Origin of the sequence: Pseudomonas sp. ok266 (assembly GCF_900110195.1) — a bacterium.
Lineage (GTDB): Bacteria > Pseudomonadota > Gammaproteobacteria > Pseudomonadales > Pseudomonadaceae > Aquipseudomonas > Aquipseudomonas neuropathica.
The window spans coordinates 41,015-63,681 of record NZ_FOCU01000008.1 but is presented as its reverse complement, the minus strand read 5'-3'; the positions used below and the strand labels follow the sequence as shown (position 1 = coordinate 63,681).

The following is a 22,667-nucleotide window of genomic DNA, read 5'->3' as shown; positions in this document are numbered from 1 at the left end:
CTGCTCGCGAAGAAGTCACCGCAATTTCAGCGGTCAGGCGCGATCAATTGGCAGAGTTTGGCGGTAGCGCTGATCATTTGGCCACTTGGGCGTTCGAGACCTTTGTCGGTGACCAACAGTAATTTTTCCTGCTTCACCGCCGCCACCTGTGGCCAGGTTTTCCACGCATTCAACTGCGCCTGATCACTCGCCAGAATCACTTCAGGGTCGCGCTGCAACACTGCCTCAATACTCACCTGCGGCGCCGGCAGACTCAGGTCGGCGAACACATTGCGCGCCCCGCACACCTCAGCCGCATCGCTGATAATCTGCCCGCCACCGACGGTGTACAGCGGTTTGTCCCAGACCTGATAGAAGACCCGCAACGGCACTTCCCGGCGATAGCGCTGGCGCAACTCCACGAGTCGTTGGCGCAACGCCGCCGCCCGTTTCACCCCACGCTCCGGTCGCCCCAATTGCACGGCAATGGCTTCAATCTGGGTGGTGAGTTGTTCTAAAGAATGCGGTTCGGCGACGAAGGTCGGGATGCCCAGGCGCTTCAGTTGATCACGCTGCGCCGGGCCGACACTGCCGGGCCACAGCAACAACAAGTCAGGTTTGAGGCTCAGCAACTGCTCCATATCGAGCTGACCATAGCGGCCGACAGAAGGAATGCTGGCAATCGCCGCTGGCCGCTCACCGGCATCAAGCACACCGACCAACAGATCTGCCGAATCCAGCTCAACGACAATTTCAGAAAGGGACGGCGCGAGGCTGACCACCCGCAGGCCCGCCAGCACCGGAGTCGAGACGGCCAGCAGCAGAACCGCCAGCCAGAGGCGGCGCATCAGCCGAGTTGACGCGGGATACGGTAGAGATAAAACAGCACCGCCGTGGACAACGCCAACAGCATCAACGGTACGGCTTCAAGACCGACAAACACCGCCAGTGCGCCGATCCACGCCGGCAAGGCTGCCACGAGAAAAGCCGCACGACGACGAGCTGCAAGCGCAATCCACGCGGCCGGTTCATCCGGGGTATCGAGGGCTTTTTGCGTGGCGATCAGCGCATGTTTATAACGGCCAAAAAATTTCAGGCTGACAAACATCGATGCCACGCCGGCAATAAAGAACGGCATCGCCAGCACAGGAAGAATGCCTTCGCCCTGACCGAACAACGCGTTGAGTACGAACAGCGGCACCAACGCCAGTGCGAGGTATTTCCACCAATCGACCGATAACCGGCGCCGCACCTGACCCCGCGTCACGCGCGATCGACCTCGCCCTGATGCTCGTTGCCCATCATGTGGTCGAGCTTGCTGGCCTTGGTCGCCAGATACAGTTTGTTGTGGGGGTTGTGACCGGTGTGTAGCGGCACGCGCTCGGCGACAGTAATGCCCATATCGGTCAAGGCTTTAACCTTGCGCGGGTTGTTGGTCATCAGGCGCAGGGATTTCACGCCCAGATGCTCGAGCATCGGCAGGCACATGGCGTAGTCACGCTGATCAGCGGCAAAGCCCAGACGCTCGTTGGCTTCAACGGTGTCGGCGCCGCCATCCTGTAATTCGTAGGCACGGATCTTGTTCAACAAGCCGATGCCACGACCTTCCTGACGCAGGTACAGCAACACACCACGACCTTCACGGGCGATGGCTTTAAGCGCGCCTTCCAGTTGCGAACCGCAGTCGCAACGCTGGCTGAACAAGGCATCGCCGGTCAGGCATTCGGAGTGCAACCGGCCGAGTACCGGGGCACCGTCGGCAATTTCACCCAGGCTCAGCACAACGTGCTCGCGGCCGGTGGCTTCATCGAGAAAACCGTGCATGGTGAATTGCGCAAAAGGCGTTGGCAGCTTGGAAGCGGCGACAAAGACGACAGGCACCGGTGTGCTCCTGATCTAAAGAGTCTGAAAATTCGCAGGCCGGCATTGTAACAGCAGGTTCCTACCGGCGCTTAGGCTGAATTATCGGGCATAACGATCAAAAAGTTTGATAACAACTGAGTTGCCTCGATCCCCTGTGGGAGCGAGCCTGCTCGCGAAGGCGTCGTGTCCATCGCCCCAATGCTGGCTGAACCACCGCTTTCGCGAGCAGGCTCGCTCCCACAGGGGTAAGTGGTCAGTTCGAGTTGAACGGATACGGCTGCTTCCACTTCTCGAAGATCGGCTTCAACTCGCCGCTCTTCACCAACTGCTCCATACGCTGGTCATACAGCGCCATCAGCGCTCGCGCCTGTGGCGTGTCGGCAAAGCCGAGAAACAGCGGCAGCTCGGCCAGGTGTGAATAGCGATACTGCGCCGGATCGGCTGCGGTTTTCACCACGGCTTCAATCTCGGTCAGCGCATCGATGTAGTAATCCGCCCGCCCCTGCTTGAGCATCGACAGGATCCCGCTACGCCGCTCGATCTGGTTGTAGCGCTTGATATTCGGCAAGAAGTTTTCGTAGCGATAACCGCGCACCCAAGCCAGGCGATACTTGCCCAGCGTCGCTTCGGTAGGCGCCGGATTACTCGCCAGGCCTAATGCGTAAATGTGGTCGGAATCGAAATTCCAGTGCGGGTACAGGACCTGTTCGGCTTCGTCGCGGTAGGAACCGACCAGCGCGTCGACTTCCTTCAATTGCACCAGCCCGACCGAGCGGGTGTAAGGCACGCTGCGAATGTCGAGCTTGACCCCGGCCGGTTCGAACACTTTGCGCAGCACGTCCCAGCCCAGGCCATGGCCGTCAGCGGCGGTGTAGTCTTCCCAGTCTTCGCTGGCCAGATGGATGACTGCCGGCGTCGGCGCAGCTTCCTGCGCACCGGCCACGGTGCTCAGTAAAGCCAAAACCACTAGCGCCAACCAGCGTCGAGCCATCCCTAGTCCCCTCACTTGACCCTGATATCCCTTGGACTCAGGCGAAAATCCACACCAGTCCCTGCATGGCCAGCCAGGCGAACACGCCGGCCAACACGTCGTCGAGCATGATGCCGACGCCGCCATGCACGTGCCGGTCGATCCAGCGGATCGGCCATGGCTTGAGAATGTCGAAGAAACGGAATACGAGGAAACCCGCGAGCAACCAGTACCAGCCTTCCGGCACCAGCCACAGGGTGATCCACATCCCGACCATTTCGTCCCAGACGATGCCTTCGTGGTCGTGTACCCGCAGATCGTCAGCGACTTTGCCGCACAGCCAGAAGCCGAACAGCATGGTGATCCCGAGCATCAGCCAGTAACCCCAGTCGGGCAACATCTGCCATAACGGGATAAAGGGTAGAGCAACCAGCGAGCCCCACGTTCCCGGCGCCTTGGGCAAGGTGCCGGAACCGAAGCCGAACGCGAGGAAATGCCAGGGATTGCGCCAGACCGACGGCGGAACGAATTCGGCCGGAACCTGTTTCGGGTGATCTGTCACGGTGTCTCCTGAAAATGTTGATAGCCCCGGATTTGCGGGGTGATGTCGTGCCCTTCGCGATCCAGCAGGACCACGCCCTGACCTTCTGCCACGCGACCGATTACATGGATCGGCCAGCCGTTGGCCAGCAGCGCCGGCAATTCGACGGACGGCAGGGTGAACGCCAGCACGTAATCATCGCCACCGCTCAGCGCAGCGCGCTCGGCGCCGCGCTGACCGAGAAACGCCACTAATGCATCCGACAGCGGTACGCGCTCGCGTTCAATCTCAAGTCGGACCTTTGAGGCCAGCGCGATATGGCCGCAGTCGGCGAGTAATCCATCGGAGATGTCCAGCGCCGAGGTGGCTTTGCCACGCAGGGCCTGGCCGAGGGCGAGTTGCGGTTGTGGTGACCAGTAATGATCGAGCAGCGGGTGGGCGACGTTCGCTTCGGCGTCACGCTGACCGAGCACCAGCGGCAAGGCGCCGGCCGCATTACCAAGTTCGCCACCGACACAGAGCAAGTCGCCCGCTTGCGCGCCACTGCGGGTCAACGCCTGACCGGCAGGCACGCGACCAAACACGGTCACCGTCAGGCTCAACGGCCCGCGCGTGGTATCGCCGCCGACCAGCGCGACGCCGCAGCTCTGCGCCATACGGTTCAAACCGTGGGCATAGGCTTGCAGCCAATCAGCAGTCACCGTCGGCACAGTCAGGGCAAGGGTAAAGGCAACGGGCGTGGCGCCCATGGCGGCCAGATCGCTGACCGCAACGGCCAGCGAGCGCTGACCGAGCAGAAACGGATCGCAGGGGTCGGCGAAATGCACACCGGCCACCAGCGTATCGGTAGAAATCGCCAACTGCTCCCCGGAAGGAACAGCGAGCAAGGCGCAGTCATCGCCGATCCCCAGCGCAACGCCTTCGCCGCCCTGCGCACAAGGCGCGGCGGCGAAGAAATTGCGGATCAGCTCAAACTCGCCCATTGAAGTATCAAGCGCGTTTCAGCGCTTGAACGCCTTCACTTCAGCTTCACGCAGGCGCGGGGCCAGCTTGTCGAGCACACCGTTGACGAACTTGTGACCGTCGGTCGAACCGTAGACTTTCGCCAGTTCAATCCCTTCGTTGATCACAACGCGGTACGGCACGTCGACGCGCTTGAGCAGTTCCCAGGTCGACAGGCGCAGTACGCACAGTTCAACCGGGTCGAGCTCTTCGATGGTCAGGTCCAGGCACGGCGCCAGCGCAGTGTCGATCTCGGTCAGACTGGCCGGAACACCGTGCAGGATGTCGTGAAAGTAGCTGGCATCGGCGAAGGTGAAATCGTTATCGACGCGGAACTGCGCTTCGATTTCGTTCAGCGAAGTACTGGCCATGTGGCGCTGGTACAACGCTTGAGTCGCCAACTGACGGGCAGCGCGGCGCTTTTCACTTTTCGAAGGCTTGCCGGCGTCGGTTGGACGCGGCTCGCGCGGGTTGAAACGATCGCTTTCGTCGCTAATCACTTGGCCTCCAACTGTGCCAGCAGGCTGACCATTTCCAGAGCGGACAGGGCAGCTTCGGCACCTTTGTTACCGGCCTTGGTGCCGGAACGTTCGATGGCTTGCTCGATGGAATCAACGGTCAGGACGCCGAAGGCAACCGGCACGCCGAACTCCATGGACACCTGGGCCAAGCCCTTGGTGCACTCGCCTGCCACGTATTCGAAGTGCGGAGTACCGCCACGAATGACCGCGCCGAGGGCGATGATGGCTGCGAATTCACCTTTCTGGGCGACTTTCTGCGCAACCAGCGGGATTTCGAAGGCGCCAGGTGCGCGGATGATGGTGATGTCGCTTTCGCTCACGCCGTGGCGAACCAGGGCATCAACTGCACCGCTGACCAGGCTTTCAACGACGAAGCTGTTGAAGCGGCCCACTACCAAAGCGTAGCGGCCTTTAGGGGCGATGAAGGTACCTTCGATGGTCTTCAGGGTCATTCGTCAGTTCTCTTAAAGAGCCGGGACGCGTCTGCTACGCGTCCCTCAGTGATTTATTTGCCGCGAATCGGAGACCGGAAACAACCGGTCATTATTCGGAGGGCACGTATTCTACAACTTCCAGATCGAAACCGGATATCGCATTAAATTTCATTGGCGCAGACATCAAACGCATTTTGCGCACACCGAGGTCACGCAGAATCTGCGAACCGGCACCGACGATGCTGTAAGTGGTCGGTTTTTTCGGCGCTGCCTGCTCACCCGTTTCACGGATATGTGCCAGCAGCACATCGCCATCGAGCGGGTGACCAAGCAACAACACGACACCGCTGCCCGCCTCGGCGACCGCAGCCATGGCGGCGCGCAGGCTCCAACGGCCCGGTTGTTTGACCATCAGCAGGTCGCGCAGCGGATCCATGTTGTGCACCCGAACCAGAGTCGGCTCTTCGGCGCAAACAGTGCCCAGCGTAAGGGCCATGTGCACATCGCCTTCCACCGAATCACGATAGGTCACCAGGTTGAATTGACCCAGTTCGCTGTCCAGTGGCTGCTCGGCAATCCGCTGAACGGTACGTTCGTGGATCATCCGGTAGTGAATCAGGTCGGCGATGGTGCCGATCTTGATGTTGTGCTCAGCAGCGAACGCTTCCAGTTCAGCGCGACGGGACATGGTGCCGTCGTCGTTCATCACTTCGCAGATCACGCCACTTGGCTCGAAACCGGCCATGCGCGCGAGGTCGCAAGCCGCTTCGGTGTGGCCGGCACGAGCGAGGGTGCCGCCGGCCTGGGCCATCAGCGGGAAAATGTGGCCCGGGCTGACGATGTCTTCAGCCTTGGCGTCTTTGGCGGCCGCCGCTTGCACGGTGCGCGCACGGTCGGCGGCGGAAATGCCAGTGGTTACGCCTTCGGCGGCTTCGATCGACACGGTGAACTTGGTGCCGAAACCGGAACCGTTGCGCGGCGCCATCAGCGGCAGCTTCAACAGTTCGCAGCGCTCGCGGCTCATCGGCATGCAGATCAGACCACGGGCATGTTTGGCCATAAAGTTGATGTGCCCGGCCTGGCAGCATTCGGCGGCCATGATCAAGTCGCCTTCGTTCTCGCGGTCTTCGTCATCCATGAGGATGACCATCTTGCCTTGGCGGATGTCTTCAACCAGTTCTTCGATGCTATTGAGCGCCACAAGGCACCCCCTTCAGTCAGGATTTGAGGTAGCCGTTGGCGGCCAGAAAGCTTTCGGTGATGCCACCAGCGCTCGGCTCTGCGGCCTTGTCGCCGAGGAGCAGACGCTCCAGATACCGTGCCAGCAAGTCAACTTCCAGATTCACCCGGCGACCTGGCTTGTACGACGCCATGATGGTTTCACTCAGGGTGTGCGGAATGATCGTCAGCATGAACTCGGCGCCATCGACGGCGTTCACGGTCAGGCTGGTGCCGTCGACAGTGATCGAGCCTTTATGGGCGATGTACTTGGCCAGTTCCTTCGGCGCGCGAATGCGAAATTCCACGGCGCGGGCATTGTCGCTGCGCGAGACGATTTCGCCGACACCGTCGACGTGGCCGCTGACCAGGTGCCCGCCGAGACGGGTGGTCGGGGTCAGGGCTTTTTCCAGATTGACCGGGCTGCCGCTTTTCAGGTCGTTCATGGCGGTGCAGTCGAGGGTTTCACGGCTGACGTCGGCGGCAAAGCCGTCGCCCGGCAGCTCAACAGCGGTCAGGCAGACGCCGTTGACCGCGATGCTGTCGCCGAGTTTGACGTCGCTCAGGTCGAGCTTGCCGGTGGCGACGTGGACCCGCACATCACCGCCCTTTGGGGTCAATGCGCGGATACTGCCGATGGATTCGATGATGCCGGTAAACATGGGGTTCTCCTTGAGAACTGGGCCAGCGCTAACGCGATGGCCGGGAATTATACGCTCGCCGAAAGGACAGGGATGGCAGTGACTCGCCAGTCATCGCCCACCGCGCGAATTTCAGTGATTTTCAGCTCCGGCGCATCCTTCATATAAGCCAGCGGCCAGTCCAGCAGCGGACGCGCCGAAGAACCGAGGAACTTGCCGGCGATGAAGATCACGAATTCGTCGACCAGACCGAGCTGAGCAAAGGCACCGGCCAAGCGTGGGCCAGCCTCGACCAGCACTTCGTTGGTGCCTCGCTTGGCCAGTTCGATCAGCAATTGATGCAGATCGACCTGACCGTCATCACCCGGCACGATCAGGCACTCGGGGCCATGCGCGTATTGCTCTTCGATCGCGACACAGGTGGCAACCAATGCCGGGCCAGCCTTGAAGAACGGCGCATCCAGCGGCACCCGCAGGCGCCCGTCGATCAGCACGCGCAGCGGCGGTCGGCTCATGGCCAGCGCGGTTTGCTCGGCATCCAGACCCAACTCTTCAGCACGCACGGTCAAACGCGCGCCATCGGCCAGCACGGTGTCGGCGCCGGTCAGCACCACGGCGGCTTGAGCGCGCAAACGCTGAACGGCCGAACGTGCGGCCGGGCCGGTGATCCATTGGCTCTCGCCGCTTTCCATGGCTGTCCGACCATCGAGACTCATAGCCAACTTGACCCGCACGTACGGCAAGCCGTGCTCCATGCGTTTCAGAAAACCTTGATTGAGCTCGCGCGCCTCGGCTTCGAGCACGCCGCTTTCGGTAGCAATGCCGGCATCGGCCAGGCGCTGCAGACCACGTCCGGCGACTTGCGGGTTCGGATCGCGCATCGCTGCCACCACCCGGGCAACCCCGGCATTCACCAGCGCTTCGGCACACGGCGGCGTGCGGCCATGGTGGCTGCACGGTTCCAGCGTCACATAAGCGGTCGCGCCCCGGGCCAATTCACCGGCGGCGCGCAGGGCGTGGACTTCGGCGTGCGGTTCGCCGGCGCGCTCATGCCAGCCTTCGCCGACGATCTGCCCATCACGCACCACAACGCAGCCGACCCGAGGATTGGGATGGGTGGTGTAATGACCTTTGCGCGCCAGTTCCAGCGCGCGAGCCATGAAGTGAGCGTCGAGGATGGCCTGCTCGCCGGCGCTGGTCATTCTTTCACCGGTTCGCGGGCGAGGCGGTCGATTTCTTCACGGAACTCGTTAAGGTCCTGGAAGCGTTTGTACACCGAGGCGAAGCGGATGTAGGCGACTTCATCAAGCTTTTGCAACTCAGCCATCACCAGTTCGCCGACCACGAGGGATTTGACCTCGCGCTCGCCGGTGGCGCGCAGCTTGTGCTTGATGTGAACCAGAGAGGATTCGAGGCGCTCGACGCTCACCGGACGTTTCTCCAGGGCGCGTTGCATCCCGGCGCGGAGTTTTTCTTCGTCGAACGGTTGGCGGCTGCCGTCGGTTTTGATCAGGCGCGGCAACACCAGTTCGGCCGTCTCGAACGTCGTGAAACGCTCGCCGCAGGCCAGGCATTCACGCCGGCGGCGCACCTGCTCGCCCTCGGCGACCAGACGCGAGTCGATGACCTTGGTGTCGTTGGCACCGCAGAAGGGACAGTGCATGGTGGCTGGCAACAAAAAAAGGGAGGGCCATGGTAGCGCATCCCGGTGGCAAGACAAGCCATAGGCTTTGCGGTATACAGAACGGCATGATCGTTTGATCCATAGATTTCATTTTGCTGGAGCATCCAATGCCGTTACGTCCGCTCGTTTTGCTCAGTCTTTTCAGCCTGCTGGTGGCCTGTGGCAGCGATGCACCCAAGCCCCAGCCGCCAGCACCGGGACCTGCGCCGCAGCAAGCGCAGAAAAAAGCCAAAGAGGCTGCCGAACTTGGCCCGCTGCCGGCTTATCAACGGGAATTGAGCGGCACCCTGCAAGGCGTGCCGGCCGGTGCCGAAGTCGAACTGGCGCTGCTGGTGATCGACGAAAAGGATCGCCCGCAACAATTGCTCGCCAGTTCCAGCCTGATCGGCAACAACCAGATCCTGCCGTTCCGCCTGCGCTTCAACCCGGACGCGTTCCCGGCCGGCGCGCGGGTTGAGCTGCGCGGTCGCGCCAGCCAGTCCGGTCAGTTGATCCTGCATCTGCCGTCGCAAACTATCGGCCAGCCGACCACTCAGGCGTTGGGCCAACTGCAATTTGTCAAAGCACCATGACTGCACCGCTCGACCTGCAACAGGCGTTAGGTGAATTGCTCGGCGACGCCAGACTCAAGGTCTGTGCGTTGCCGGACACTGATTTACAGCTATGGCTGATCGATGGCGACAACATGGATCGCGAATTCAGCCAGGAAGAAATTCAGCGAATTCTGCACGAGCCACCGTATTGGGGTTTCTGCTGGGCCAGCGGTCTGGCGGTGGCGCGGTATCTGTCGGAGTTTCCCGAGTGGGTGCGCGGCAAGCGTGTGCTGGATTTCGGCGCTGGTTCCGGGATTGCCGGGATCGCGGCGGTGAAGGCCGGGGCGCTGGAGGTGGTGGCGTGCGATCTCGATCCGCTGGCGATTTCCGCGTGTCGGGCGAATGCCGAGCTGAATGATGTGCAGATGAGTTATTCGACGGATTTCTTTGCCGAAGCGGATCGGTTTGATCTGATTCTGGTGGCGGACGTGTTGTACGACCGGGCGAACTTGCCGTTGCTCGATGCGTTTTTAAGTCGTGGCCGTGAAGCGCTGGTGGCGGATTCGCGGGTTCGGGATTTTAGGCATCCATTGTATGAGCGCATTGAAATGCTTGAGGCGATGACCTTGCCCGATCTGGCGGAGCCGGAAGAATTCAGACATGTCAGCCTCTACCATGCGCGGCGCTAGCTAAAAGCTTCGCGAGCAGGCTCGCTCCCACATTTGGAATGCGTTTCCCTGTGGGAGCGAGCCTGCTCGCGAAGGCGTCCTGCCAGACAACACATCTCTGCCTTCCGGCCACCCCCCGCCAAGCCGTATAGTTGCCCCATTCACGCTTCTACGAGATCCCCCATGAGTGAGCAAACGCCGTACATCTTCGACGCCACGACGGCCGATTTCGACCAGTCGGTGATCGAGGCTTCCTTCAACAAACCGGTGCTGGTGGATTTCTGGGCCGAATGGTGTGCGCCGTGCAAAGCGTTGATGCCGATGCTGCAAGGCATTGCCGAGAGCTATCAGGGCGAGTTGCTGCTGGCCAAGGTCAACTGCGACATCGAGCAGGACATCGTCGCCCGCTTCGGTATTCGCAGCCTGCCGACCGTGGTGCTGTTCAAGGACGGTCAGCCGGTCGACGGCTTTGCCGGTGCACAACCGGAATCCGCCGTGCGCGCCCTGCTTGAGCCGCACGTGCAGATGCCGCCACCGGCCGCAGCCGATCCGTTCGAGCAGGCTCAGGCGTTGTTTGATGACGGCCGTTACGCCGATGCCGAGGCAGCGCTGGTGGTGATGCTCACTGAGGACAACACAAACGCCAAGGCACTGATCCTCTACGCGCGCTGCCTGACTGAACGCGGCGAACTGGATGAAGCGCAAACTGTGCTCGACGCGGTCAAGAGCGACGAGCACAAGGCTGCACTGGCCGGGGCCAAGGCGCAGATCAAGTTCCTCGGTCTGGCGCGTGACTTGCCGGATGCTGCCGACCTGAAAGCGCGACTGGCGAAAGATCCGCAGGACGATGAAGCGGTGTATCAACTGGCGATCCAGCAACTGGCGCGTCAGCAGTACGAAGCGGCGCTGGATGCTTTGCTCAAGCTGTTCGTCCGCAACCGCAACTATGCCGAAGGCCTGCCGCACAAGACCTTGCTGCAGGTGTTCGAGCTGCTGGGCAATGATCATCCGTTGGTGACGATGTACCGCCGCAAAATGTTTGCTGCGCTTTATTAAGATCAAAAGATCGCAGCCTGCGGCAGCTCCTACATTGGGATCGTGTACACCCTTGTAGGAGATGCCGCTGGCTGCGATCTTTTGCGGTTCACTCGATCCAGCTGTAGAGCGGCGTATCCCCGCCGCTCACCACTTTCACGTCCGCACTGTGGCGCAGGCGCACCAACAAGCGTTTGCCCGCCACCGCGCTGCCGGTCAGCCCTTCCAGTTGATCAAGCAGATCCGGACCGCTGAGCTGCCCGGCCTTGCGCAACAGATCCTTGGCCAACTGCCACGAGGCATCGTCCTGATTCAGCGGTTTCGCCGCCGGGGCAGACGCGACCGCCTCAGATTGAGCAACCGGCGCCTGCCCATTCAGTGCCGAACCGAGCTTCGCCCAATCGCCGTCATCCAGCTCCACCGTCAAATCCACCGGCACGTCGCCGACGGTTCCGCGTATCCGCAACATTGAGTTCGCTCCTGCACTTTTCTGACGTGCATGCTCCCACGGGACTTGTGCAACGCCAAGCGCACGGGCAAACTCTGCGCACTTTCGTTATAAGATTACATAACAAACTCGTCACTTTACTTCCCGGAGACCGTCATGCGTCGTCTGCTGCTCGCTTTGCCGTTTGCCCTGTTGCCGCTGGCCATCGCCCATGCTGCCGATGAGCACGATCACGACCATGAACACGGCAGCCTCGGTGCGCATGAACATGGTGTTGGCCGTCTGAATGCCGCGCTCGATGGCCAGACCCTTGAGCTGGAGCTGGAAAGCCCGGCGATGAACCTCGTTGGTTTCGAACACGTTGCGACCACGGACGCCGACAAGGCCAAAGTCGCTGCCGCCCGTGCGCAACTGGAAAAGCCGCTGACCCTGTTCAGCCTGCCCACTGCTGCCGGTTGCAAAGTGGTCAGTCAGGAACTGGAAAGTCCGTTGTTCGGCGACAAGCCGGATGCCGATGACCATGACGACGATGAAGCGGACAAGGACGGTCACGAGCATCACCACGACCACAGCGAAATCCACGCGCATTACCAATTCAACTGCGCCACACCGGGTGCGTTGAAGACGCTGGACCTGACTAATGTCTTCAATACCTTCCCGGCGACGCAGAAAATTCAGGTACAACTGATCAGCGCCAGCGGCCAGCAAGGTACCGAAGTGACGGCCAAGGCTGCTGCCCTGAAATTCTGAAATCTGTGAAGATCCCTTGTAGGAGTGAGCCTGCTCGCGATAGCAGACTGTCAGTTGATTCAGTGCTGACTGGTACACCGCTATCGCGAGCAGGCTCACTCCTACAAAGGGGCCACTCAACTCCATATCCGGTTTCAAATGACCCAAGCACTCATCGAACTGTCCGACCTGGGCTTCAACTGGCCCGGTCATCCGCCGCTGCTGGACATTCCGGCGTTTCGTCTGGAAGCCGGCGAAACCCTGTTCCTCAAAGGCCCCAGCGGCAGCGGCAAGACCACCCTGCTCGGTCTGCTCGGCGGCGTGCAGAAACCCGGTCGCGGCAGCATTCGCTTGCTCGGCCAGGAGCTGACCGAACTCTCCGCCGGCGCTCGCGACACCTTCCGCGTCGATCACACCGGCTACATTTTCCAGCAGTTCAACCTGCTGCCGTTTCTTTCGGTACGCGAGAACGTTGAACTGCCGTGTCACTTTTCCAAGCTGCGCGCGCAACGGGCGAAACAGCGCCACGGCAGCGTCGATCAAGCCGCCGCCACCCTGCTCGCCCACCTCGGCTTAAAGGATGAAAGCATCCTCAGCCGTCGCGCCGATTCGCTGTCGATCGGCCAACAGCAGCGGGTTGCTGCAGCCCGCGCCTTGATCGGTCAGCCTGAGCTGGTGATCGCCGACGAACCGACCTCGGCACTGGATTACGACGCCCGGGAAAACTTCATCCGCCTGCTGTTCGCCGAATGCCGCGAGGCCGGATCGAGTCTGCTGTTCGTCAGCCACGACCAGAGCCTGGCGCCGCTGTTCGACCGTCACCTGTCCCTGGCCGAACTCAATCGCGCCGCCACGTCTGCCGAGGTCTGAGATGTATCTGTTTCGTCTGGCCATGGCCAGCCTGGCCAACCGCCGCTTCACCGCTTTGCTCACGGCTTTTGCCATCGCCCTCTCGGTGTGTCTGTTGCTCGCCGTTGAGCGGGTGCGCACCGAGGCCAAAGCCAGTTTCGCCAGTACTATCAGCGGCACCGACCTCATCGTTGGTGCCCGTTCCGGCTCGGTGAACCTGTTGCTGTACTCGGTGTTCCGCATCGGCAACGCCACCAACAACATCCGCTGGGACAGCTTCGAACACTTCGCCAGCAACCCGAAAGTGAAGTGGGCGATCCCGATGTCCCTCGGCGACTCCCATCGTGGCTACCGGGTGATGGGCACTACCGAAGCCTACTTCGAGCATTACCAGTACGGTCGCCAGCAGCATCTGCAACTGGCGGACGGTCGTGCGTTTGCCACCGATCCTTTTGAAGTGGTGCTCGGTGCGGAAGTGGCCGATGCGCTGCATTACAAGCTCGGTGACAAACTGGTGCTGGCCCACGGAGTGGCCGCGATCAGTCTGGTCAAGCACGACGACAAACCGTTCACCGTGGTCGGCATTCTCAAGCGCACCGGCACCCCGGTCGATCGCACATTGCACATCAGCCTCGGCGGCATGGAGGCGATTCACATCGACTGGCACAACGGTGTTCCGGCGCGTGGCAATGGGCGGATCACAGCGGATCAGGCGCGCAACATGGACCTGACGCCGCAAGCGATCACCGCATTCATGCTCGGCCTCAACAGCAAGATTTCCACCTTCGCCCTGCAACGCGAGATCAACGAATTCCGTGGCGAGCCGATGCTGGCGATTCTGCCGGGTGTAGCCTTGCAGGAGTTGTGGAGCCTGATGAGCACCGCTGAAAAAGCGCTGTTCGTGGTCTCGTTGTTTGTGGTGTTGACCGGGTTGATCGGCATGCTCACGGCGATTCTCACCAGCCTTAACGAACGGCGTCGCGAGATGGCGATCCTTCGTTCGGTCGGTGCGCGCCCTTGGCATATCGCGAGTCTGCTGGTGCTCGAGGCGTTTGCACTGGCGCTGACCGGGGTGATTGCCGGGGTGGCGTTGTTGTACATCGGCATCGCCGCCGCGCAGGGTTATGTACAGGCCAATTACGGTTTGTATCTGCCGCTGGCGTGGCCGAGCGAGTATGAATGGACGCTGCTCGGTGGCATTCTGGCGGCCGCGCTGCTGATGGGCAGCGTGCCGGCCTGGCGCGCTTATCGCCAATCCTTGGCCGATGGCCTGTCGATCCGTTTATGAGGATGTTCACCATGCCCCGCGCTGCACTCGCGCTGCTGTTGTTGATCGCCCTGCCCGTGTGGGCAGCGGCGCCGAAAGACCTGACGTGGTCGGAAATGATTCCACCGGACGCCGCGCCGGAAGTGCCGAACATGACCCCGCTGCACGACATGTCGAAGATGAGTGATGCGCTGTCCGCCGAGTCCGCGCCAGCGGCCAAGCAGGACCTGCCGAACGCGCCGGTGGTGAAGTCCCTCGACGGTCAGAACATTCGTTTGCCGGGTTATATCGTGCCGCTGGAAGTCAATGAAGAAGGACGCACCACGGACTTTTTGCTGGTGCCGTATTTCGGCGCCTGCATCCACGTGCCGCCACCGCCGTCGAACCAGATTGTGCATGTGAAAAGCGAGTTGGGCGTGAAGCTTGATGAGCTGTATCAGCCGTACTGGGTCGAGGGACCGTTGCAGGTCAAGGCGTCGAGCAGCGAACTGGCGGATGCCGGGTATCAGATGGATGCGGACAAGATTTATGTGTATGAACTGCCGGAGTAAACCCCGGTAGTTTTGTATTGGCTGATCTATCGTCTTCGCGAGCAGGCTCGCTCCCACAGGAAATCACATTCCAGGGTGGGAGCGAGCTTGCTCGCGAAGGGGCCTTCAAAGGTTCCACAGAAACCCGCCCCTTCACTGTTTCATTGAGCTGAGTCAAAAGACCGTATCAGTTGGCTTCGTACCATAGGACATCGAACATTTTTAACGTCCTTTCGGAGCCCCCATGAACAAGTCCTTGCTCAGCGCTTCGCTGTTTGCCCTCGCGCTCGCAGCCCCGCTCGCCCACGCCCACGAAGCCGGTGACATCCTCATCCGCGCCGGTGCGATCACCGTCAACCCGAAGGCCGACAGCTCCAGCGTCAAGGTCGATCAGGGTCCGTTGAGCGGCACCAATCTGGGCGGCAAAGCGACCATGAGCAGCGACACTCAATTGGGTCTGAACTTCGCTTACATGCTTACCGATCACGTCGGCCTCGAGTTGCTCGCGGCCACGCCGTTCGAGCATGACGTCAAACTCAAGGGTACTGCCCTGCCAGCGGCCAACGGCAAGCTCGGCACCCTGAAACACCTGCCGCCGACCCTCAGCGTCGTCTACTACCCGCTGGATTCGAAGTCGCCGTTCCAGCCGTATGTCGGTGGCGGTATCAACTACACCTGGATCTATGACGAACACGTCGGCAGCGAAGCCAGTGCTAACGGTTTCAGCAACTTCAAGGCGAAAAACTCCTGGGGTCTGGCCTGGCAGGTCGGTGCCGACTACATGCTGACCGACAACATCATGCTCAACGCCCAAGTGCGTTACATCGACATCGACACCCGCGCCACCGTCGAAAACAACGCCGTTGCGCCGGGCACTCGCGCACGGGTGAATGTGGATGTGGATCCGTTCATCTACATGGTCGGTTTGGGCTATAAGTTCTAAGTCGATTGACCGAACGTTCACGTGGTGGTGAATGAGGCTTGGTGGTGAGCAGGCATAGAACTGACGGCGACCGTACGCAGTTGATCGGGGGATAACATCCCCTTGCCACAGGAGTAGCGACAGATTCCGGCCGTGAAAAAGGCGCCTGTCAAAGGGCGCCTTTTTCATGTCTGCCTGGAATGCGTGGTGAGTTTGAGTCTCCCCCCTCACCCCAGCCCTCTCCCTCAGGGAGAGGGGGAAAGGGAGCCGATTTGGGTGCTTTTCAAATCCAAGTTCGACTCGGTATCTCACGTCGGTGTAACTCGAAAGAACACCTCGGTCAGTCCCCTCTCCCTCTGGGAGAGGGTTAGGCGGGCGGCGTTCCGATGAGGGGCTCTTTTCAGGCACGCCCCAACAACCGCGCCAAACCCACGCTCATCGGCGTCTGCTGCGGCAGCTTGAAGCGTTCCAGCAGACGAGCGTTATTCGCCCGGGAATGACGGATATCACCGGAGCGCGCCGGGCCGTAGCTGACGGGTGGCAGTTGACCGACCACCGCTTGCAGGGCTTCAAGCATCTGCTTGAGGCTCATCGCCTGATTCCATCCAACGTTCACCGGACCGACTTCCACCTCAGGTTTTTCGATGCCCTGTACCAGCAAATCGACCAGGTCTTCGACATAGAGGAAATCGCGCGTTTGCTCACCGTCACCGAACACGGTAATCGGCAAGCCTTTCTGTGCGCGTTCGCTGAAGATGCTGATCACCCCGGAGTACGGCGAGGACGGATCCTGACGTGGGCCGAAGATATTGAAGAAGCGGAAAATCACCGGCTCCAGGCCATGCTGGCGGCGATAGAAATCGAAATAATGTTCGCCCGCCAGCTTGTCCGAAGCGTAAGGCGTCAATGGGGCTTTGGGCGTTTCTTCATCAATCGACTCACCCTCGCCATTGTTGCCGTACACCGCCGCGCTGGAGGCGTACAACACCCGTTTGACCCCGGCCAGACGCATGGCTTCGCAGACATTCAGCGTGCCAATGAAGTTGCTCTGGTGAGTTTTCACCGGATCGTCCACCGAGGCCTGCACCGACGCCACGGCCGCCAGGTGAGCGACTGCGCTGCAGCCTTGCATGGCTCTGGCCACCAGCGTCGCATCGGCGACATCGCCGACAATCAGCTCAACCTTGGAGTTATCCAGCGGCAGGTTGCTGCGCTTGCCGGTCGACAGATCGTCGAGAATGCGCACCGAATGCCCCTTTGCAAGCAAGGCGTCGGTCAGGTGCGAGCCAATGAATCCGGCTCCGCCGGTGATTAAAACAGTCCCTTCAGCCATGACGGTAGAACCTATCCAGTAAGCCCGGGAGTGCGGCGCGCCAGGCGCGCGGTTTGATCCCGAAAGTGTGCAGAATTTTCTTGCAGGCCAGCACCGCGTGTTGCGGCTCTTCGGCAGCGTCCGGTCGCGCGGCGTGAGCCTGGGCGGTTGGTGCTTCGATCGCTAGGGCGTGCAGGCTGCGCGCTTCGGTCAGAATCGCCTGGCCCAGCGCCAGCGGTGTGGTCGCTTCGTGGCCGGCGTAGTGGTAAGTGCCCCACAGTGGCGCGGCGCAATCGAGTTGTTTGAGCACCGAAATGATCACTCGCGCGGCATCGTCGACCGGGGTCGGATTGCCACGGCGGTCATCGGCCAGCAGCAACTCTTCCGGTTGTTCGGCGCGGGCGAGGAAGCGCCCCAGAGTGCCGTCCGGGCTGTCATCGAGCAACCAGCCAAATCGTAGCAAAACGTGTTGCGGGCAAGTGGCGCGCACACTTTGTTCAATTCGCCACAACGCCTGACCGCGCAAACCCAGTGGCACCGGTTCGTCTTTTTCGCTGTACGCCGTGGCACGCGAACCGTCGAACACCCGATAACTGGAAGGCTGGACGAGGACGATGTTGTGGTGCTGGCACAGTTCGGCCAGACGTTCGATCGCACGTTCCTGCCCGGCCATGCGGCTTTCGCTGACGGTTTCGGCCTGGAACCAGTCGAAATAGTAGGCGAGATTGATCAATGCATCGGGACGGGTGTCGTCGAGCAATTGGGTCAGGCTCGCGGCATCCCAGCCGTTTTCGGGCGGGCGGGGGGCGAGGAAACCGATGTCTTCCTCTGCACCGAGGCGAATCAGCGCCTGCCCAAGGGCATTTCCGCCGCCCAGTAACATAAGGCGCATTCGCATAGAGTCAGCAGGCCCAGTCTGATTGGAACGATGGCTTTAGCGACGGCTCTTGTGAAACCGTCGTCGATAATTGCCGGAATCGTTGCATTTTGCGGGTTTAGTGCGCAACCGTCATCCGTAAAGTGCAGATCGCCGGGATTTGTGTCGTGGCCACTGGCCCCTTCGCGAGCAAGCTCGCTCCCACAAGGGATTTACGGCGCACACAAATCCACTGTGGGAGCGAGCTTGCTCGCGAAGAGGTCCGGCAAGACGCTGAAGATCCCAGCGGTACTTGCATCTTCACACCCGCGCCCGCATAACTTAAGCCATGAATCTGCCCATCCCCACGGACGCGGCCCTGGCAGGCTTTCACCCCGCCGTCAGCGCCTGGTTCAGCAACACATTCGCGACGGTCACCGCCGCCCAGGCCCGCGCATGGCCGTTGATCCGCCAGCGCCGTTCGACGCTGATCGCTGCGCCCACCGGCTCCGGCAAAACCCTCACTGCGTTTCTGGCCGTGCTCGACGACCTCGTCCACCGAGGCCTTGAAGATCCCGACGGCCTGCCCGACGAAACCCTGGTGGTCTACGTCTCGCCACTGAAGGCGCTTTCCAACGACATTCGCATCAACCTGCAAAACCCATTGGCGGGGATCACCGAACACCTGCGGCAGATGAGTCTGCCTGGGCTGGCAATCACCACCGCCGTGCGCACTGGTGACACCCCGCAAAAAGAACGCGCGGCCATGCGCAAGACCGCGCCGCACATTCTGGTGACCACGCCGGAATCGCTCTACGTGCTGCTCGGTTCGGAATCGGGACGAAAAATGCTCGGCACCACGCGCACGGTGATCATCGATGAAATCCACGCGATAGCCGCAGGCAAACGCGGCAGTCATCTGGCCCTCAGTCTTGAGCGACTGCAGGCGCTGTGCGGCGAACCGCTGACCCGCATCGGCCTTTCGGCCACGCAGAAACCGGTCGAAGCCGTGGCGCAATTTCTCGTCGGCCATGAGCGCCCCTGCGAAATCATCGACATCGGCCATGCGCGGCCACGGGATCTGGGCATCGAAGTGCCGCCCGTGCCGTTGTCGGCAGTGATGGCCAACGATGTCTGGGAACGGGTCTACGACCGCCTCGCCGAACTTGCGCGCGAGCACCGCACCACGCTGATTTTCGTCAACACCCGGCGCCTGGCCGAACGCCTGAGCCGGCACCTCAGCGAACGCCTGGGCAAACACGCCGTAGCCGCGCACCACGGCAGCCTGGCCAAGGAGTTTCGCCTCGACGCCGAACAACGGCTCAAACGCGGCGAGCTAGAGGTGTTGATCGCCACCGCCTCGCTGGAACTGGGCATCGATATCGGCGAAGTCGATCTGGTCTGCCAGATTGCCTCACCGCGCTCTATCGCCGGTTTTCTGCAACGTGTTGGCCGCTCCGGGCACCAGGTGGGCGGCACACCCAAGGGCCGTTTGTTCGCCACCACCCGCGACGACTTGATCGAATGCACCGCCCTGCTCGACTGCGTGCGCCGAGGCGAACTCGACACCCTGCACATCCCGGTCGCGCCGCTGGATGTTTTGGCGCAGCAGATCATCGCCGAAGTCAGTTGTCAGGAATGGCCGGAGGACGCCTTGCTGGCGATGTTCCGCCGCGCCTCGCCCTACCGCGACCTCGACGAAAAACACTATCAAGCCCTGCTGAGCATGCTCGCTGAAGGCTACAACGGTCGCCAGGGCATCCGCAGCGCCTACCTGCACCGCGACGCCGTCAGCCGCACCTTGCGTGGCCGTCGCGGTTCACAACTGACCGCCGTGACCAGCGGCGGCACCATTCCCGATAACGCCGACTACAGCGTCATGCTCGAGCCGCATGGCCTGAACATCGGCAGCGTCAACGAAGACTTCGCGGTGGAAAGTATTGCCGGCGACGTGTTCCAGCTCGGCAACACCTCCTATCGCATCCTGCGCGTGGAAACCGGCAAGGTCCGCGTCGAGGATGCCCACGGCCAGCCGCCGACCATTCCGTTCTGGCTCGGCGAAGCGCCGGGACGCAGCGATGAATTGTCATCGGCTGTCGCACGTCTGCAAGCACAACTCGATGAACTGCTCAGCGCCAGCCCCGGCAATCTGCAACCGGCACTCGACTGGCTGACACAGACCCTCGGCCTCAACCGCGCCAGCGCCGAACAATTGGTCGAATACCTCGCCCGCGCCCGGCAGACCCTCGGCGCCCTGCCCTCGCAAGACACGCTGCTGATGGAGCGCTTTTTCGACGAATCCGGTGGCACCCAACTGATCATTCACTCGCCGTTCGGCAGCCGCATCAACCGCGCCTGGGGCCTGGCCCTGCGCAAGCGATTCTGCCGCACCTTCAACTTCGAATTGCAGGCCGCCGCCAGCGAAGACGCGATCGTCCTGTCGCTGTCCACCAGCCACAGCTTTGAACTCGATGACGTCTGGCGTTACCTGCACAGCAACAACGCCGAGCACATCCTGATTCAAGCCGTACTCGACGCGCCGCTGTTCGGCGTGCGCTGGCGCTGGAATGCCGGTGTGGCGTTGGCGCTGCCGCGATTTACCGGCGGGCGCAAAGTTGCGCCACAGTTGCAGCGGATGAAAAGCGAAGACCTGATTGCCAGCGTGTTTCCCGATCAGATCGCCTGCCTGGAAAACCTTGCTGGCGAGCGCGAGATTCCCGAACATCCCCTGATTGAGCAAACCCTCGACGATTGCCTGCACGGGGCGATGGACAGCGAGGGCTGGCTCAATCTGCTACGGCGCATGGAGCGTGGCGACGTGCGCTTGATCAGCCGCGACTTGCCGGCGCCATCGCCGCTCGCGGCAGAAATTCTCAGCGCGCGGCCGTACACCTTTCTCGACGATGCACCGCTCGAAGAACGTCGTACCCAGGCGGTAATCAATCGGCGCTGGAGCGATCCACAATCGACCGATGACCTCGGTGCTCTGGATGCGGACGCGATTGCCGCCGTGCATGAAGAGGCGTGGCCGACACCGAACGCTGTGGATGAAATGCATGAGGCGCTGATGAGCCTGGCGTGCATCAGCGATGAGGAAGTGCAAACGAACGAAGGCTGGCGTGCATGGCTGGAAAATCTGGCCAGCAGTGGTCGCGCCTGCCGTCTACAGATCGATGCCGAGCATGGCTTGTGGCTGGCCCGCGAACGCCTGACGTGTCTGCAAGCGCTTTATCCACAGGCCAAATTGCAAGCCGAACTGAAGGCGTTGCCGGGATTCGATGAGGCGTGGACGTTCGATGAAGCGCTGATCGAAGTGATTCGCGCGCGCCTCGGTGCCTTCGGACCGCTGCCGTTATCCGCGATTGCCGAACCGCTCGCGTTGCAGGCCACTGAAGTCCATCAAGCCCTTGCCCAACTGGAGCGCGAAGGTTACGTGCTACGCGGCCAGTTCACGCCCAAGGTCAACATTGAGGAATGGTGCGAACGGCATCTGCTCGCGCGCATTCATCGCTACACGGTCAAGCGCCTGCGCCGGGAAATCGAACCGGTCGCGCTGCAGGATTTCATGCGGTTTCTGTTCGACTGGCAGCATCTGTCGCCCGCAACTCGCGGTCAGGGCAGCGCCGTGTTGCCCGCGATTGTCGGCCAGTTCGAAGGCTACGCGGCGGCCGCTTCGGCGTGGGACAGCGACATTCTTCCGGCCCGCCTCAAAGACTACTCACCGAGCTGGCTGGATGATTTGTGCCGCAACGGCAAACTGGTGTGGACGCGCCTCAGTGCCCGGCAGAAAGTCAGCGGCACGGCGTTGCGCAGCACGCCGATCGTGCTGCTGCCACGTAGTCAGGTCGGTTTGTGGAGTGCGCTGGCCGAACAGACGCCGGTGAACGAACTGTCGCCAAAAACCCAGAAGGTCTTTGAAGCCTTGAGTCAACACGGCGCGTTGTTTTTCGATGAGCTGATTCATGAAGCGCACCTGCTGCGCACCGAGCTGGAAATCGCCTTGCAGGAGCTGGTTGGCGCCGGTCTGGTGAACGCCGACAGCTTCGCCGGCCTGCGCGCCTTGATCACCCCGCCGAGCAAACGCCAGCAGCGCAGCAGTCGTCGCGGGCGCGGGGCGTTTGTCGGTGGAATGGATGATGCCGGGCGCTGGGCGTTGCTGCGGCGCGGAACGGCTGTGGATAACAGCGAAACCCTGGAACATGTCGCGATGACATTGTTGCGCCGTTATGGCGTGGTGTTCTGGCGCTTGCTGGAGCGTGAGGCGGACTGGTTGCCGAGCTGGCGCGAATTGCTGCGCACGTTTCATCGGCTGGAAGCACGGGGCGAGATTCGCGGTGGACGATTTGTCAGTGGTTTGGCGGGGGAACAGTTTGCCTTGCCCGAGGCGATTCCATTGTTGCGCGAAGTGCGTCGGCGACCGCATGACGGCAGTCTGGTCGCGGTGTGCGGGGTCGATCCATTGAACCTGGCCGGGACGTTGTTGCCGGGGACGAAAGTGCCGGCGCTGGTGAGTAATCGGTTGGTCTATCGGGATGGGATTCCAGCGGCGGCGGAGATTGCCGGAAAGCAGCAGTTTTGGCTGGAGCTGGATCAGATCGGCATGGAGCAGGTGCGCGGCAAGCTGATCCGGCATTGAGGTTGGCGGGTCTGGCGCCATCGCGAGCA

The 22,667-nt window shown here is 61.5% G+C and carries 24 protein-coding genes; 9 read left to right on the top strand and 15 right to left on the bottom strand.

The genetic code is table 11. The features are described 5' to 3' along the window. Positions 1-26 precede the first annotated feature (26 nt). The 12 genes from BMY54_RS16270 to nrdR form a co-directional block, all read right to left on the bottom strand. Positions 27-827, bottom strand: a complete 801-nt coding sequence (locus BMY54_RS16270) for a cobalamin-binding protein (protein ID WP_093434492.1) — start codon at positions 825-827, stop codon at positions 27-29. Next, positions 827-1,246, bottom strand: a complete 420-nt coding sequence (locus BMY54_RS16265) for a hypothetical protein (protein ID WP_016984118.1) — start codon at positions 1,244-1,246, stop codon at positions 827-829. The genes BMY54_RS16270 and BMY54_RS16265 overlap by 1 nt, the downstream gene beginning before the upstream one ends. Then, the gene (gene ribA, locus BMY54_RS16260) at positions 1,243-1,860 is read right to left on the bottom strand and encodes a GTP cyclohydrolase II (protein WP_016984117.1); all 618 of its coding nucleotides are present in this window, start codon (positions 1,858-1,860) and stop codon (positions 1,243-1,245) included. The genes BMY54_RS16265 and ribA overlap by 4 nt, the downstream gene beginning before the upstream one ends. A gap of 235 nt (positions 1,861-2,095) precedes the next feature. Further along, the gene (locus BMY54_RS16255) at positions 2,096-2,833 is read right to left on the bottom strand and encodes a substrate-binding periplasmic protein (RefSeq protein WP_093434489.1); all 738 of its coding nucleotides are present in this window, start codon (positions 2,831-2,833) and stop codon (positions 2,096-2,098) included. A 37-nt stretch (positions 2,834-2,870) separates the two neighbouring features. Continuing rightward, positions 2,871-3,374 (bottom strand): phosphatidylglycerophosphatase A family protein, encoded by a 504-nt coding sequence (locus BMY54_RS16250; RefSeq protein WP_007910933.1) that lies wholly within the window; start codon positions 3,372-3,374, stop codon positions 2,871-2,873. Beyond that, positions 3,371-4,336, bottom strand: a complete 966-nt coding sequence (gene thiL, locus BMY54_RS16245; protein ID WP_093434486.1) for a thiamine-phosphate kinase — start codon at positions 4,334-4,336, stop codon at positions 3,371-3,373. Before thiL ends, BMY54_RS16250 begins: the two co-directional genes overlap by 4 nt. Positions 4,337-4,354: 18 nt before the next feature. Beyond that, positions 4,355-4,855, bottom strand: a complete 501-nt coding sequence (gene nusB / locus BMY54_RS16240) for a transcription antitermination factor NusB (RefSeq protein ID WP_034153728.1) — start codon at positions 4,853-4,855, stop codon at positions 4,355-4,357. After that, complete coding sequence (gene ribE / locus BMY54_RS16235; protein WP_003228649.1) at positions 4,852-5,328, bottom strand: 6,7-dimethyl-8-ribityllumazine synthase; 477 nt, start codon at positions 5,326-5,328, stop codon at positions 4,852-4,854. Before ribE ends, nusB begins: the two co-directional genes overlap by 4 nt. A 91-nt stretch (positions 5,329-5,419) precedes the next feature. Further along, positions 5,420-6,511 (bottom strand): bifunctional 3,4-dihydroxy-2-butanone-4-phosphate synthase/GTP cyclohydrolase II, encoded by a 1,092-nt coding sequence (gene ribBA / locus BMY54_RS16230; RefSeq protein ID WP_093434483.1) that lies wholly within the window; start codon positions 6,509-6,511, stop codon positions 5,420-5,422. 16 nt (positions 6,512-6,527) lie between these two features. Continuing rightward, the gene (locus tag BMY54_RS16225) at positions 6,528-7,190 is read right to left on the bottom strand and encodes a riboflavin synthase (protein WP_093434480.1); all 663 of its coding nucleotides are present in this window, start codon (positions 7,188-7,190) and stop codon (positions 6,528-6,530) included. Between the two features lie 47 nt (positions 7,191-7,237). Beyond that, complete coding sequence (gene ribD / locus BMY54_RS16220) at positions 7,238-8,371, bottom strand: bifunctional diaminohydroxyphosphoribosylaminopyrimidine deaminase/5-amino-6-(5-phosphoribosylamino)uracil reductase RibD (RefSeq protein WP_093434477.1); 1,134 nt, start codon at positions 8,369-8,371, stop codon at positions 7,238-7,240. Continuing rightward, positions 8,368-8,832: a transcriptional regulator NrdR gene (gene nrdR, locus BMY54_RS16215; protein ID WP_007910946.1), complete on the bottom strand. Its 465-nt coding sequence runs from the start codon at positions 8,830-8,832 to the stop codon at positions 8,368-8,370. Before nrdR ends, ribD begins: the two co-directional genes overlap by 4 nt. Before the next feature lie 128 nt (positions 8,833-8,960). Here nrdR and BMY54_RS16210 point away from each other — a divergent pair, with 128 nt between their 5' ends. The 3 genes from BMY54_RS16210 (at position 8,961) to trxA (ending at position 11,110) form a co-directional block, all read left to right on the top strand. Next, entirely contained in the window at positions 8,961-9,425 is a 465-nt protein-coding gene (locus BMY54_RS16210; RefSeq protein ID WP_093434474.1) for a YbaY family lipoprotein, read from the top strand. Then, a complete protein-coding gene (locus BMY54_RS16205; RefSeq protein WP_093434471.1) occupies positions 9,422-10,075 on the top strand; it encodes a class I SAM-dependent methyltransferase in 654 nt (217 codons plus the stop codon). The genes BMY54_RS16210 and BMY54_RS16205 overlap by 4 nt, the downstream gene beginning before the upstream one ends. Positions 10,076-10,237: 162 nt before the next feature. Next, the gene (gene trxA, locus BMY54_RS16200; RefSeq protein WP_093434468.1) at positions 10,238-11,110 is read left to right on the top strand and encodes a thioredoxin; all 873 of its coding nucleotides are present in this window, start codon (positions 10,238-10,240) and stop codon (positions 11,108-11,110) included. 88 nt (positions 11,111-11,198) lie between these two features. Here trxA and BMY54_RS16195 read toward each other — a convergent pair whose 3' ends face one another. Further along, positions 11,199-11,558, bottom strand: a complete 360-nt coding sequence (locus BMY54_RS16195; RefSeq protein WP_093434465.1) for a hypothetical protein — start codon at positions 11,556-11,558, stop codon at positions 11,199-11,201. A gap of 135 nt (positions 11,559-11,693) precedes the next feature. On the opposite strand from BMY54_RS16195, the gene BMY54_RS16190 reads away from it, so the two are divergent. The 5 genes from BMY54_RS16190 (at position 11,694) to BMY54_RS16170 (ending at position 15,855) form a co-directional block, all read left to right on the top strand. Then, the gene (locus tag BMY54_RS16190; protein WP_093434462.1) at positions 11,694-12,287 is read left to right on the top strand and encodes a DUF2796 domain-containing protein; all 594 of its coding nucleotides are present in this window, start codon (positions 11,694-11,696) and stop codon (positions 12,285-12,287) included. A gap of 138 nt (positions 12,288-12,425) precedes the next feature. Beyond that, a complete protein-coding gene (locus BMY54_RS16185) occupies positions 12,426-13,136 on the top strand; it encodes an ABC transporter ATP-binding protein (protein WP_016984101.1) in 711 nt (236 codons plus the stop codon). Position 13,137: 1 nt separating this feature from the next. After that, positions 13,138-14,403 (top strand): ABC transporter permease, encoded by a 1,266-nt coding sequence (locus BMY54_RS16180; protein WP_093434459.1) that lies wholly within the window; start codon positions 13,138-13,140, stop codon positions 14,401-14,403. A gap of 11 nt (positions 14,404-14,414) precedes the next feature. Then, positions 14,415-14,933 (top strand): DUF3299 domain-containing protein, encoded by a 519-nt coding sequence (locus BMY54_RS16175; protein ID WP_093434953.1) that lies wholly within the window; start codon positions 14,415-14,417, stop codon positions 14,931-14,933. A gap of 223 nt (positions 14,934-15,156) precedes the next feature. Then, entirely contained in the window at positions 15,157-15,855 is a 699-nt protein-coding gene (locus BMY54_RS16170) for an OmpW/AlkL family protein (protein ID WP_007910962.1), read from the top strand. Positions 15,856-16,234: 379 nt separating this feature from the next. On the opposite strand, the gene BMY54_RS16165 is transcribed toward BMY54_RS16170, so the two are convergent. Next, on the bottom strand, positions 16,235-17,167 hold the full coding sequence (locus BMY54_RS16165) for an NAD-dependent epimerase/dehydratase family protein (protein WP_093434456.1): 933 nt from the start codon (positions 17,165-17,167) through the stop codon (positions 16,235-16,237). Next, positions 17,160-18,044 (bottom strand): sugar nucleotide-binding protein, encoded by an 885-nt coding sequence (locus tag BMY54_RS16160; protein WP_049802170.1) that lies wholly within the window; start codon positions 18,042-18,044, stop codon positions 17,160-17,162. The genes BMY54_RS16165 and BMY54_RS16160 overlap by 8 nt, the downstream gene beginning before the upstream one ends. Positions 18,045-18,351: 307 nt before the next feature. Here BMY54_RS16160 and BMY54_RS16155 point away from each other — a divergent pair, with 307 nt between their 5' ends. Beyond that, a complete protein-coding gene (locus BMY54_RS16155; protein WP_093434453.1) occupies positions 18,352-22,638 on the top strand; it encodes a DEAD/DEAH box helicase in 4,287 nt (1,428 codons plus the stop codon). Positions 22,639-22,667 lie beyond the last annotated feature (29 nt).